This is a genomic window from Sphingobacterium sp. JB170 (assembly GCF_900163865.1).
Taxonomy (GTDB): Bacteria; Bacteroidota; Bacteroidia; order Sphingobacteriales; family Sphingobacteriaceae; genus Sphingobacterium.
Map to the genome: position 1 here is coordinate 47,558 of NZ_FUKU01000067.1, position 14,441 is coordinate 61,998.

Below are 14,441 nucleotides of genomic sequence, written 5' to 3' on the forward strand. Positions count from 1 at the left end.
AGCGTTTACGCTTCGCTTTATATCAGCATATCACCAGCTTTTGGCTCCATGATCGATAGCGAATATACCGACGAAAAAAAATATTGATATGTGGTTTTTATGTCAAAAACGATATGGTTCCAATATTTTTTCATAAATAGATAGTTCGATATCTAACTATTTATTTTACCTTTGTACCCGAAATGAAACAAAGAAAAGAAATTAGAGAAGCGAAAGAATTCGTAACCGCCATGAATAATCTGAGAACAGGCATGCGGAATTATATTCGAAAAAAGCTTAGAGAGTCTAATTTAGATTTGACCTATGAGATGCTTCAAGTTCTTGGCGTTTTATGGTCTAGAGGAGATCTTAATCAACAAGATATCGCCGATACCGTTGCAAAAAATAAAGCTAGTTTAACCTCCATTCTAGATAATCTAGCTAAGCGTGACCTAATCATCCGCACGGAAGATCCTGCCGACCGTCGCAGTAAAATCATATCCCTGACAAAAACGGGCCAGGTATATGAAGATGAGTTAGACGCACTAATGAATGGCTTATACATAACTTTAAAAGCCAAGCTTCCCGAAAAGGATCTTGTCTATGCCACTTCGGTGATAACGAAGATGTCCGAAAATTTGTAAAAAGCATTTAATTTTTTTTCGCCTTATTAGTTTGATATTAAACAGTCAGTATTATTACTTTAATGAAACACACAATTCTTCTATTGTTAATTGGTTTATATTTACCTTTTTTTTCCACCGCACAACACGTTTATACGTTAGAGCAAATTTTTGAGCTCACCTTAAAAAACAATCAATCCTTAAAAATCAGTAACTCCGCAGTAGAAGTTGCCAAGCAACGTGTCGAGGTAGCCAAGCTGCAGCGATTACCAAATCTTGACGCGTCATTAACTGCCGGCTACATGGGAGATGCTTTAGTAATTGACAAAGATTTCTCCAGCTCCACGCGGATCCCGGTCCCGCATTTCACCAATACATTTGCGCTAGAAGCAAGTCAAGTCATTTTTAAAGGGAATGCGGTCAACAATTCGATTGCTAACACATCGTTGCAAGAGCAGGTCTCTTTATTAAATATGCAAGAAAATACACTGGGAATTAACTTGCTGGTAGCGGGTAATTATCTAGATCTGTACGCCTATTATAATCAACGAAATGTTTACGAGCAAAATATTGCGCTCGCGGAGATGCGACTCGCACAAATCGAGAAGTTCTATCACCAGGGCATGGTAACACGAAATGATGTTATACGTAGCGAACTGCAAATAGCAGATTTAAATCTCGCATTAGAAAGTGTGAAAAACCAGATCAACGTCGTCAATAAGCAACTTGCAATGGCGACTGGTTTGCCCGACAGCGTATCGATCTTGCCCGACACGACGATATTAAATCGAAATCTTTCAATTTCATCACTCGAAGCATCCCAACAGACGGCATTAAAAACGCATCCGGCTATCCAGTCAGCAGATATTCGTACCCAGATTGCTGAAAAAAATTTAGCAATCACCAAGGCTGATCGCCTCCCTACACTGTCTGCTTTTGCGGGTAACAACATGCAACGTCCAATTACGACAAGTAGCCCTGCAGTCGATAAGTACAGCAACGGATGGCAGGCAGGGTTTAGTCTCTCCTACAATATCGCTTCGCTTTATGATGCAGCAAAAAACATTCATTTAAGCAAGCTCCAAGTAGATGAAGCCAACGAACAAGCAATCTTAGCGCGGCAAAATAAAGAGGTAGCGGTGAATGCCGTTTACATCGCGCATCAAGAAGCTTTAACCCGCGCTCAAACGTTGCAGCAAAACGTACGCCTGGCGAACGAGAATTACCGAATTATCGAAAAAAAATATATGAACCAGCTTGCCCTTTTAGTGGACATGCTCGATGCATCAAACGCCAAACTTGGGGCCGAATTACAACAAACAAATGCCGCAATCAATGTTTTGTACACTTATTATCAGTTGCAAGCAGAAATCGGGGCACAGTAAAACAGGACACCATTATATTTTAGAAAATTTACACACGATATTATATGTCTAACGGTCAATTACAAAAGCGCAAAGCAGGAAAGAACAATCGCCGAATTACCATCACAAATTTCTTGATTTTCTTAGTCGTCGCCTTAGCTTTATTATGGATTCTGAAAAGCTATCTACACATCGGCGATAAAGGATACGTGAACGATGCGCAGGTAGAGGCTTTTATCAACCCCATAAATAGCCGGGTATCTTCATACATTACAGAAATTCGATATACCGAACATCAACGCGTAAAAAAAGGAGACACGTTGGTAATACTAGACGACAGGGAAATTCAAACCCAATTAGGGCAGGCCGAAGCAGCTTATATGAACGCTCTGGCGAGTAAAAAAGTTAGTTCTTCGTCAATTAGCACCCTGAAGAATAACGTCGAGGTCGCTAACGCAAATATTGCCGGCGCAAATGCTCGCCTATGGAACGCAGAGCAAAACTATAAACGTTATGAAAGCCTCCTGGCCGACGAGGCGGTAACTCGGCAGCAGTTCGAGCAGATCAAAACCGAATACGATGCACAAAAAGCGGCCTATGAATCGTTAATCAGTCAGCGTGGAACCTCCTATCTGACGGTAAATGAGGCAATCAGCAAAGTGGAGGTCAACGACGCAGAAATCAAACGTACCTCGTCGGCGCTTGAAATGGCGCGCCTCACGTTATCGTATACCGTCATTACGGCGCCTTATGATGGCGTGATGGGTAGGCGCATCATTAATGAGGGCCAGCTTCTTCAGAGCGGGCAACAAGTAGCAACCATTGTCACCGAAAACAGTAAATGGATTACGGCTAATTACCGAGAAAAACAATTATCGCAAATAAGCATCGGAAAAAAAGTAGATATCAAAGTGGATGCGCTAGATGGCAAAGGATACGAGGGCGTCGTCACGGCGATCTCCGAAGCCACAGGTGCAAAATACTCGGCCGTACCGCTCGATAATTCAACGGGAAACTTTGTGAAGGTACAACAACGGATACCCGTGCGCATCGAATTCACCTCGACAAACAGCAAAACGAGTCTCGATAGTTTACGTGCCGGGATGAACGTCGAATTAAGATTTAAATAACATGTACACGAAAGAGCTTTTTCATTCTTGGGTGCCTAAAGTATTACAAAAAATCTTCCTGTTTGTACTGGCCATACCTCTACTTGTCGGCTCTAGCATATATACGGCGAATATGGGAGATATGTATTCTGGGCTTGGAACATACGCCGAAACATTAACCTTCGCCAACTATAGCTCGACAATAGGCATGATGGTGGGGCTGGGTGTGATATTAAAAATAAAGCCGCGCTTTAAGTCCAAAAACATCATAGTTTTCGCCTTTATCAGCTTAGGACTATTGACCCTTGCGATAGGTTCTACCCAGCGTATAGATATCATTGTCGTGTGTAGCGTGATAATGGGTTTCATAAAAGTGTTCGGAATGATCGAGCTGGTGGTGCCGATTATGTTTATCGTGTCCCCAAAAGGCGACAGAGGTGAATTCTATGTGGTATTTTATCCGCTAATACTCGGAGCAAGCCAGCTCGTGGGTTTTCTTACTGCGAATTTAGCCTACAACCTAAACTGGAATGCGGTTTATTTAATGAGCGCGATAATATTATTCGGATGCGCGTTACTATGTATCGCGTTAATGCATAATAAATGGACAGCGAAAAGGATGCCTATCAAGGGCCTCGATTGGTTCAGTATTGTGTCGTTTACCGCAGCCTGTTTACTGTTAAACTACATTTTGGTCTTCGCCAAACAGCAGGGCTGGTTTTATGCATCGATGAATTTAAGGTTAGCATTGGCCGCGTTTATTATATGTGCGGCACTATTTATCTATCGGCAAAGGACTGCAGCGATACCGTTTTTCTCGCTCGCCATTTTCACTAAGCGCCGTGTTTTGACGGCTATCGTTTTATTTTCTTTGATGGGCATGTTTACAGCAACGTCTTCGCTGCAGTCTGCCCTTACTTCAATCTTACAATATGATGCCCGCACGAATGCAACGATAAACCTCGCCATGATACCTGGCATTATACTAGGAGGCTTTATTTGCGCTATGTGGTTTAAGCGTGAGGGCTCAACACGGTCCCTATTATTTATTGCTTTCAGCTGCTTTTTGTTGAATACGATTTGCTTGTACTTTTTAATTTCGCCGGTTGTAGATATCCGGTATTTCATATTGCCAACCTTCGCTAAAGGTTTGGGCATGGCACTGGTGTATATTAGCGGTGGATTCTACTTTGCGAGTTCGCTCAAACCAACAGAACTAATGGGGGCCTATCCTGTTGTTATCGGGATACGTTCGTTTATCGGCACTGCTTTTTTTAGCGCCGTGTTTTCGTGGGGACTTTATCAATTCCAGTCCGATAGCATGATGGAGCTGGCCAACGGAATGGATACGATGGATGCATGGGTACAAGCGCGCGGCGGAGGAATGCAGCTCTACGCCAGTGTGCGGACACAGTCCACACTTATCGCAGTTAAAGAACTTTTTGGATATACAGCGCTAGCGGGTATACTTGTACTTGTGTATATTTTACTACACCCTTTTCACCATTTGCACCGTCGTCAATTAATTATACGGCGCAAACGTCTTAAAGGCGAATCGATAGACGGTCTGCGTGCCGAGAGTTTTGATGGCAAAGATATTACAGCTACGGCGGCTTCGGTATCCACGTAATGCCCCCTATACTTTCCTAGCGTTGGATGTTAAATTCTATATGCTCGCCGGGAAACTCTCGCGCCGGGGGGATTCTATTTAAACTGAATGGTTTTAATAGGTGAAATACTTGTAATGAGCATGGCAGGAATAAACAAGGTCAATATACCGATAACCGCCACACCCAAGTTTAAATAAAGCACTTCCAGCCAGGAGATGGCCATTGGCACATATTCTATATAATACGTCGAGGGGTCCAAAGCAAACAGGTGTGTACTGGTTTGAAAAAAGTACAGCGCTAAAGCGAGCGCGTTACCAATTAATAGTCCAATCCCTATCAGGTACGCCGAGTTATACAGAAAGACCGTTCGGATACCATTACTGTGATACCCGAGCGCTTTGAGTATCCCGATCATGGAGGAACGCTCCAAAATCGTGATCAATAGTGCGGAGATCATATTAATCACCGCGACCACCACCATCAAAGCGAAGATGATGTTATCGTTCATATCCAACATATTCAGCCAGTTGAAGATATCAGGCATTTGTTCGACGATGTTCGTTGCATTAAGCTCCGGGGGTAACACGGCATTGATCGCACTGGTGGCAACCGCCAAGGAATCAAAAGAATGCAAACGGATTTGATAAGCACCAACCTCACCCGGATTTAAGTTATTTAACCGCCGTATCAAATCCAATGATCCAATAACATAGGTTTGATCTAATTCCTCGGCATGACTGCTGTATATACCTTTGATCGTAAAAGGCCGTTTCCGTATAGGCTCCTGAATAAAATACATAATGAATTTATCCCCTACCCGAAGCCCTAGTCGGTTCGCAAAATATTCAGAAATCAACAACTGCGTATTCGGTTGGTCTGCGAAATCAAGGGTATCCCCTTCGGTGATACTGCGCATCAAGAACTCCTGGTTGTAGCTGCTATCCACGCCCTTCATAAGCACGCCTTCAACCTCCCCATCTACATTCATGATGCCCGCTTTGGTGGCAAAAGGTGTAATATGATCTATATGTCCCGCGCTTGCGATCTCCGAAAGTTGCTCGCTGGATAGGGAAATCGGCGAATTCTCATAAGAGGCATTCAAATCGTTCTGTGTAACAATCACATCCCCAAAAAATCCGCGCTGCTTTTCGATGATTTCCGATTTAAAGCCGTTGAGTATCGCAACCGAAAGGATAATCGCAGATATGGCAAGCGCTAATGCACCGATTGTCACACGTACAATTAGTTTCGAGAAAGTACGGTGCCCCTTGGACATAATCCGTCTGGCTATAAAATATGGGAAATTCAAGCTGAAAATTAATTTGTAACTTCGCAAAGTTAATAATTTTTGTCAGTTAGCGACAGCTTGTACCGATTACATCAGAAAAAATTAAACAATACCTATGCGCATAGTATTTATGGGGACGCCGGATTTCGCCGTAGCGTCCTTAGAAGCATTAATAAATGCAGGAGAAACAATTGTAGCCGTAATAACAACTCCCGATAAGCCTGCTGGGCGCGGACAAAAGATGCATGAATCTGCGGTCAAGCGCTTTGCACTTTCCAAAAACTTACCCGTATTACAACCGGTAAAGCTAAAAGACCCTACATTTTTAGAACAGCTGAAATCCTATCAAGCAGATCTGCAAGTCGTTGTTGCTTTCCGTATGCTACCGCAGGTCGTCTGGAATATGCCCAAGCACGGCACAATTAACGTTCATGCATCCTTGTTACCGCAATACCGTGGTGCCGCGCCGATAAATCATGCCATTATGGCCGGTGAAGAATTTTCCGGTGTAACCACCTTCATCCTGCAACAAGAGATTGATACCGGCAATATTTTATTTTCCGAAAAAGTAGCTATCGGCCCACAGGATGATGCAGGCGTGCTTCACGATGCGCTCATGGACGCTGGAGCACGCGTCTTGATTAAAACGGTCGATGCGTTAAAAACAGGTGACTACCAGGCTATCGCACAGGACGAAATTCCCGAGCAGAGGCTCAAACCGGCGCCAAAAATATTTAAGGAAGATTGTGAAATCGACTGGAAACAACCGACTATCGACGTATATAACCAGATACGCGGTCTCAGCCCCTATCCAGCAGCATTCACGAACCTTGCGGGAAAAGTATTAAAAATATACAAAGCTGAAAAAGGGGAACCGATCGGCGAAGCGCCGGGAGAATTTCAGAGCGATGGTAAAACTTATCTTCGTTTTGCAACAAAAGACGGCTCTCTGCATATTCTTAGTCTTCAGCTCGAGGGAAAGAAAAAGATGGGTGTGGAGGAATTTCTACGCGGATATCGGTTTACCGAATAAGCGAGCATCAATTATCTTCCTCCACATATTCGATAATGTCTCCCGGTTGACAGTTGAGCGCTCGACATAACGCATCTAGTGTACTCAACCGAATTGCTTTGGACTTTTCGTTTTTAATGATGGACAGATTAGACAGCGTAATGCCAACTTTCTGACTTAGCTCATTCAACGAGACCTTATTTTTGGACATGATGTCATCTAATCGGATTCGAATAGGCATAATCTAACAGTTGTTAATTTTATAAGTTTCGACTTCTACCTAATTGTAACAACTATAAAATACAAATGTTTTACGGTTTGTCAAAACAAATAAAAAAAGATTAAACCAATTCATACTAAACAAGTTACAACACACATTTCTTATGCATTGGTCAAAACAATTCATTTACCTGTTGGTTTAACTACAAAAGGAAACGGAATTGGAATAATTTTTGCTAGTGAGAAAGCACAAAACTGATTTTCTTAACTATCTCATAATGAGTGATTAATTTACACTCATATGAAGATATTTTGGCGAAAATTTACTATGTTTGCAAACATTTCAAAGAGAAAGGTATTTATACAATAAATGAGACAGCTCAAAATCACACAATCCATTACCAATCGTGAGTCCCAGTCACTAGACAAGTACTTACACGAAATTGGTAAAGTAGACTTAATTACCGCGGAAGAAGAAGTTATCTTAGCCCAACGTATACGCGAAGGTGACCAAGTCGCTTTGGAAAAATTAACAAAAACCAACTTACGTTTCGTTGTATCAGTAGCAAAACAATATCAGAATCAAGGTCTTACACTAGGTGACCTGATTAACGAAGGCAATTTAGGCTTAATTAAAGCTGCTAAACGTTTTGACGAAACAAAAGGGTTTAAATTTATTTCCTATGCTGTATGGTGGATTCGTCAATCTATCTTGCAAGCAATCGCTGAGCAGTCGCGTATCGTACGTTTACCGTTGAACCAGGTAGGTTCACTAAGTAAGATCAGCAAAGCCTTCTCTAAACTAGAGCAGACCTACGAACGCGAACCATCCCCGGAAGAACTGGCGGACATCCTGGAAACGACCGTCGACAAAGTGTCTGATACGTTAAGTAACTCCGGTCGCCACGTGTCCATGGACGCTCCATTCGTACAAGGGGAAGAGAATACGCTTCTTGATGTATTAGAAAACGCGGATCCAGAGACCGATAGCATCCTGATTGATGAGTCGCTTTCCGAAGAGATCAAACGCTCACTCGCGACTTTGACAGATAGAGAACGTGAAATCATTGTCCTATTTTTTGGTTTGGGAACGAATCACCAACTTTCACTTGAAGAAATTGGAGAGAAGTTTAGCTTAACCAGAGAGCGCGTGCGCCAGATTAAGGATAAAGCACTTCAACGTCTTCGTCATACTTCACGCAGCAAAATATTAAAATCATACTTGGGTTAACTCCTCAAAAAAACATGCAGATGCGCAACTTAACCGTTGCGCATTTTTTTTAACCTATATTCTCAGAAACCCCACTTTTACCCGATTATTTTAAATTTGTTATACGTTAACTCAGGCTAGCCAGCAAATTTTGGTTAATATTGACCAACCAAACAACGAACATGACAAAACAAAAAATCGGCCTCTTGTTTTTGGGATTAAGTATAATATCGCTTTCTTATGCCCAAAAAAAGCCGCTCACTCACGATGTGTATGACGACTGGAAATCCGTAAACGACGCGCAAATAAGCAAATCCAGCAAGTACGTACTCTACACCGTATCTCCGCAGCAAGGAGATGCACTATCGCGGTTAACAACGCCCGATCAAACGAATATTTTGCAGATTCCGCGCGGGTTTAACCTTTCCTTGACCGACGACGAACAGTATCTGGTCAGCCTCATTAAAGCTCCATTTGCGCAAACCAGACAGGCGAAAATAAAAAAGAAGAAAGCCACAGAGATGCCTAAGGACTCCCTTCTGATATTTCATATTGCTCAAAATACAACAAGCAAATTTCCTAACGTCAAATCCTTTAAATTACCCCGTCACGCCTCCACCCACTTAGCATTTCTATCGGAATGCCCTGCGGCGGTAAAAGACTCTGTCGCCCTAAGCGCTAACGAAAAAAAATCAGATAAAACGGAGGCTGTGTTGTCGGTTTTAAACCTCGCTACCGGCGACACCACGAACATCGCTAAAGTCGACGCCTATCAATGGTCTGAAGACGGCAAGCAGCTTGTGTACAGCATTAAATCCACTGGCAAAGATTCCCTGAACGAGTCCGGTCTTTTTATCCTAAACGTTCCCGCGCTCACAAAAAAGAAAATCAGTAGCGGGAAAGGAAACTATAAGAGCTTCACGTTTGACGATGCATTCAGCCAATTGACATTTTTGGCTGACAAGACGCCCGAAAAATCCTTGCTCAAAGAATTCAATCTCTATTATTACACCGCTAATCAAGATACGGCAGTCGTACTCGCAAACCGACATAGTACCGGCATGCCACAAAACTGGTTCGTATCGGGCCATGGTGAGCTCAAATTTTCAAAATCGGGCACAAGGCTCTACTTCGGACTTGCACCGATCCCAAAAGTAAAGGATACAACACTGGTAGAATTTGAACACGCCAAGCTAGACGTATGGCACTGGAAAGACGAATACCTGCAGCCCATGCAGCTGGCAAACTTAAAACGTGATCAAACAACATCCTACACAGCAGTACTTAATTTAAAAACCAATCGCACGATACTTCCACTTTCGGATCAAAGGTATAACCGCATTTCCTTAACCCCAAATGCCGATGAAACATGGGCCTTAGCCACCTCGGACAAACCATATCGCATTGAGTCACAATGGATTGGCCGCGCGAAATCCGATATCTACGTCGTCTCGACAGTAAACGGTCAACATAAAAAGATTGCGCAAGCGAATGCGGGTTCGGCTTATCTCTCTCCTAACGGCGAGTACGTGGTGTATTTTAATGGCGAGGACAGCAACTGGTATAGCTACCATATTGCGTCCGAAGCTACAAACCTGTTAAACGACGGCGTGCCGGTAAGCTTTGTCGATGAAAAGAATGATGTTCCCTCTTACGCTCGCCCTTACGGCATTGCCGCCTGGTCTGAAGACGGAAAAAACATCTACGTGAACGACCGATATGACATCTGGAAATTCAGCCTTGATGGTCGTAAGAAGTCTATTCTTACCCAGTCCCATGGACGGCAGCAGCAAATCGTTTATCGTCTGCAAGAGCTTTATAAGAATGACGACCCTCGTATCACTCAAACGCTCATCAGCGAGCGTGAGCCTATTTTCCTAAATGGCTTTAACGAAGAAACGAAATACCAAGGACTGTACCGTCTGAATGGCCGCCGCATCAAAGAGCTTTGGTCTACACCACACAGTTACAGCATGGTTTCGGCGGACAAGAACCTAAAGAAAGTCATCTTCACGCGCGAAGACTATCAACACGCTCCAGATCTTTATGTTTCACAAAACTTCAAAGACCAAACACGGCTAACACATATTAATGCCCAGCAAGAGGACTATAACTGGGGAACTGCCGAACTTATTTCCTGGACAACACCCAACGGATTCCCGTCCCAGGGTATACTCTACAAGCCTGAAGATTTCGATCCAAACAAAAAATATCCGATAATCGCATATTTCTACGAAACGCTCTCAGATGGGCTGTATAAGTATCAGGCTCCTGCGCCAACCCCTTCTCGACTAAACATCCCTTATTTCGTTAGTAATGGCTACCTCGTATTTGCACCAGACATCCACTACCAAACAGGGTACCCAGGAAAAGCAGCCGAAGAGTTTGTCAATTCGGGCATGCACTATTTGGCACGCAACAACAGTTGGGTAGACTCCACTAAGATGGGAATCCAAGGGCAAAGTTGGGGCGGATACCAAGTGGCCCACCTTATCACACGCACAGATATGTATACCGCGGCATGGGCGGGCGCACCGGTTGTCAACATGACATCGGCATATGGAGGGATTCGCTGGGGATCTGGTATGTCCCGCCAATTTCAGTATGAACGTACGCAGAGCCGTATCGGAAAACCACTCTGGGACGCCAAGGAGCTCTACCTGGAAAACTCCCCACTCTTTTACATGGATAAAGTAAATACCCCCGTGGCGATCATGCACAACGACAACGATGGCGCCGTGCCTTGGTACCAAGGTATCGAATTCTTCACCGCCCTGCGCAGGTTAAGTAAACCGGTGTGGCTTCTAAACTACAATGGCGATAACCACAACTTGATGCTAAGGCAAAACAGAAAAGATATACAGATCCGTGAAGCTCAGTTTTTTGACCACTTCCTCAAAGGAGAGCCAGCAGCAGACTGGATATCACGCGGTGTTAAAGCGATCGACAAAGGGATCGATTGGGGATTAAACATTTCGCAGCCCGAATAAAGAACGATCCTCGTTAAGTGATATATACTAATAAAACAATGCCCCTTGCGCTAACTTCACTTACGTTAGAACAAGGGGCATTTTTATGCGTACGCTAGGAACCACTACTTCGCTTGGTCGGGAAGCAAAATAAATTCAAAGCGACGGCTATCTTGGAGATACTTGGCAGCTACCCCTTTAACCGATTCTATAGTTACCTTATCGAGCTCCTGCAAATAGCGTGTGATGTATGTTGGATCCTTCTGGTTCATATAAGCACTCGATATCTGCCCTAACCAAAAGCCATTTTCCTTCAACGAGAGTTCCAACTGCCGTCTCTCCTCAATCTTGAATTTCTCAATATCGGTTGCGAGCGGACCGTTCTTTTGCACCTTACTGATCTCGTCCAAGGTCGAGGCAATAAGACTTTCATATTTATCTACGCCTGTTCCAAATTGGACGCTAAAGCTGAAACGACCTTTAGGAAACTTACTCATCGAGGCGCGTGCTCCCGTACCATAAACACCACTCTCATCCTCGCGTAAACGCTCGATAAGTTTAATAGAAAGCACGCTCTCGAGTGCCTTCATATTTAAGTTTTCCTGTTCGTTATAGTTAAAATCACCGTAATAAGTAATCACGACTGAAGCCTTATCCTCCTTACCTTTATGGACAATTTTCTCAAACCCTTCTCCAGGTTCATAAATGCCTAAATCCTTCGCTTGCTCGCTACGACTTAAATTGGGTAGCGAAGCGATATACTGCTCCAAATACGGTTTTATCTCGTCAATATTGAACGAACCGACAATGGTGAAAACAAAATCGGAAGCATCGGCAAAACGCTCTTTATAAATTGCAAGAGCCCGCGCCTGGTCTACCTTATCATAATCGGCCACGTCGAAAGACTTGCGCCGTATGTTACCACCGTAAAGAGCATCGGTTACCTCCTTGCTAAACACAAAACTCGGGTCGTCCTCTCTATTGGCGCGCATCGATTTATTTTTGGACATCGTGCTTTGAAAAATATCATCCTCAATTCTAGGAGCCGTAAAATAAGCGTGGATCATTTCGAAGGCAGTTTTCAATCCCGATTTATCCGTATAGCCACTCAATCCTTCGTTACGCTCACCTAAATAAGGACTGATATTCACATTCTTCCCCGATAGATATTTCTGCAGCTCGATGGTCGAAAGTTGTCCCACACCACTGCTGTTGACAAGCGTTCCTGCTTGTGCGGCGGAATAATAATCTGCATCAGGATAAAGAGAGGTTCCCCCCGCGCTGAAAGCATTAATCAATATTTGATCGTTTTTAAAACTCGTCGGCTTGAGAATTACCTTCGCCCCATTGCTAAGGGTGAGCTCAGTTGCCTCAATGGCCTCGATAGCTTTACTTGAGCTGATACTGCCCGTTTGTGGTTCGGCTTCTAATAGCGGCAGCTCGGACACTTTATCGTCGTAAGGAGTGATTTCCTCCGATTCGACCTCCTTAAACCAGCCGTTTACTGCCTGTTCATCAGGTAAAGAGTCTTTTTCATTATCAGGTGCCATGATCACAATATCACGGTTGGTATCCCGGTAATACTCTTTACCAATCGCTTCCACCTCTTTTAGAGTTAATGTCGGTAATAGTTGTTTATAAAGCCTATACGTATCTTCATCACTTAATGCCGCCGCCTCATTTAAAAAATGCCCAAGATATCTATCTACATAGCTACTCGATTTTTTCTTGTCGCGCTCAATGTACGATGTTTCTACGCCCTTGTCAATTGTCGCAATAGCGCGCGCAAACTCGGTATCGGCAAACCCGTGACGCTCCACACGTTCAAGCTCCTGCACCAAGGCCTTAAACCCCGTTTCAAAAGCCTTAGGCTTAGCTACGAAGAAGGCATCAAATGTCTCGAGGCTACCAATAAACTCGCCAATTGAGACGCCTGCCTGAACATATGGCGAAGTAGCAGATTGGCCGAGCTCGCTGAGACGCGCATTAACCATCGAGTTGTATACCACTTTGAGAAGACTCGTGCGTAGGTCGCCGACCGTTTTCACCTTCTTCTCGGGGTGCTTGACCGTAATCTGTCCTATGGTGTAAGTCATCTCCGGATCTGTTATCGCGATAAACTGATTTTTATCCAACAGAGGTACTTTATATTCCTCACGATTGGGTGAGTTCGCAGGTGCATTTAAATCGGCAAACAAGCGCTTCACCTCCGCCTCCATAGCCACTACGTCAATATCGCCAACAATTATAATCGACTGCAAATCCGGACGGTACCAATCGGTATGAAAATCGCGTAAAGCGTCGTACGGAAAATTAGTGATGCTCTCTTTGGTCCCAATCGGTAAGCGTTTTGCATATCGCGAATTATTAAGCATCACCGGAAGAAATTGATCACGCATACGCTGCATAGCCCCACGACCGCCGCGCATTTCCTCTAGCACAATGCCGCGCTCTTTATCAATCTCCTGTTCACTTAACAGCGCATCTTGCGCCCAATCGCGCATCACCTGCAAACCGTTCGTGAGCAACTCCGGGTCGTCAGAGGGGATCGGTAACTGATACACCGTTTGATCGAAACCTGTATACGCGTTCAAGTCGCTTCCAAATCGCACTCCTGCCTTTTGCAGGTAATCAACAAGCTCGTTTTTTGGAAAATGTTTCAATCCATTGAAGTTCATGTGCTCCATAAAATGGGCTAAGCCGAGCTGTTCCTCGGTCTCGAGGACCGATCCAACCTTCGTCGCTAGATACATAGTCACGCGGTCTTTAGGTTCGACGTTCTTTCGGATATAATACTGGAAACCATTATCTAATTCCCCCCTTTTAACCTCTTGATCAAAAGGAAGCTGCGTGTCCCAAGCGGATGTATCGGTTTGTAAAAATAGCGACGAATTAACATCCATACCCATCGTGCTGGCATGACTGATCTGCATCAACGCTGGAAGCAGAAAAGCCAATGTTAGAGGTTTTATGACTTTCATTATTAGGTGTAATTTAAAATCTGCGATAAACCTACAAAAATTTCATTACAGACTGAAAAACACCACGTATTTTAACT

At 43.8% G+C, this 14,441-nt stretch carries 10 protein-coding genes; 7 read left to right on the top strand and 3 right to left on the bottom strand.

What is annotated here, in order from left to right; translation table 11 throughout:
* Positions 1-230: 230 nt before the first annotated feature.
* From FM107_RS17115 to FM107_RS17130, 4 genes are all read left to right on the top strand, one after another.
* Entirely contained in the window at positions 231-623 is a 393-nt protein-coding gene (locus tag FM107_RS17115) for a MarR family winged helix-turn-helix transcriptional regulator (RefSeq protein WP_179204534.1), read from the top strand.
* A 62-nt stretch (positions 624-685) separates the two neighbouring features.
* Positions 686-1,987 carry a TolC family protein gene (locus FM107_RS17120; RefSeq protein ID WP_086949707.1) on the top strand — a complete coding sequence of 434 codons (1,302 nt, stop codon included), beginning with the start codon at positions 686-688 and terminating at the stop codon, positions 1,985-1,987.
* 44 nt (positions 1,988-2,031) lie between these two features.
* Positions 2,032-3,096: an HlyD family secretion protein gene (locus FM107_RS17125; protein ID WP_086949708.1), complete on the top strand. Its 1,065-nt coding sequence runs from the start codon at positions 2,032-2,034 to the stop codon at positions 3,094-3,096.
* A 1-nt stretch (position 3,097) separates the two neighbouring features.
* Entirely contained in the window at positions 3,098-4,705 is a 1,608-nt protein-coding gene (locus tag FM107_RS17130) for a hypothetical protein (RefSeq protein ID WP_086949709.1), read from the top strand.
* Between the two features lie 74 nt (positions 4,706-4,779).
* On the opposite strand, the gene FM107_RS17135 is transcribed toward FM107_RS17130, so the two are convergent.
* Positions 4,780-5,961 carry an ABC transporter permease gene (locus FM107_RS17135; RefSeq protein WP_256959610.1) on the bottom strand — a complete coding sequence of 394 codons (1,182 nt, stop codon included), beginning with the start codon at positions 5,959-5,961 and terminating at the stop codon, positions 4,780-4,782.
* A gap of 127 nt (positions 5,962-6,088) precedes the next feature.
* Here FM107_RS17135 and fmt point away from each other — a divergent pair, with 127 nt between their 5' ends.
* On the top strand, positions 6,089-7,006 hold the full coding sequence (gene fmt / locus FM107_RS17140; RefSeq protein WP_086949711.1) for a methionyl-tRNA formyltransferase: 918 nt from the start codon (positions 6,089-6,091) through the stop codon (positions 7,004-7,006).
* Between the two features lie 7 nt (positions 7,007-7,013).
* On the opposite strand, the gene FM107_RS17145 is transcribed toward fmt, so the two are convergent.
* Positions 7,014-7,226 (bottom strand): helix-turn-helix transcriptional regulator, encoded by a 213-nt coding sequence (locus FM107_RS17145; protein WP_086949712.1) that lies wholly within the window; start codon positions 7,224-7,226, stop codon positions 7,014-7,016.
* Positions 7,227-7,574: 348 nt separating this feature from the next.
* On the opposite strand from FM107_RS17145, the gene FM107_RS17150 reads away from it, so the two are divergent.
* Both FM107_RS17150 and FM107_RS17155 read left to right on the top strand, forming a co-directional pair.
* Positions 7,575-8,435 (top strand): RNA polymerase sigma factor RpoD/SigA, encoded by an 861-nt coding sequence (locus FM107_RS17150; RefSeq protein ID WP_086949713.1) that lies wholly within the window; start codon positions 7,575-7,577, stop codon positions 8,433-8,435.
* A gap of 161 nt (positions 8,436-8,596) precedes the next feature.
* Positions 8,597-11,404 carry a prolyl oligopeptidase family serine peptidase gene (locus FM107_RS17155; protein WP_086949714.1) on the top strand — a complete coding sequence of 936 codons (2,808 nt, stop codon included), beginning with the start codon at positions 8,597-8,599 and terminating at the stop codon, positions 11,402-11,404.
* Positions 11,405-11,508: 104 nt separating this feature from the next.
* Here the strand turns inward: FM107_RS17155 and FM107_RS17160 are convergent, their stop codons facing one another.
* Positions 11,509-14,364 carry a pitrilysin family protein gene (locus tag FM107_RS17160; RefSeq protein WP_086949715.1) on the bottom strand — a complete coding sequence of 952 codons (2,856 nt, stop codon included), beginning with the start codon at positions 14,362-14,364 and terminating at the stop codon, positions 11,509-11,511.
* Positions 14,365-14,441: the final 77 nt, after the last annotated feature.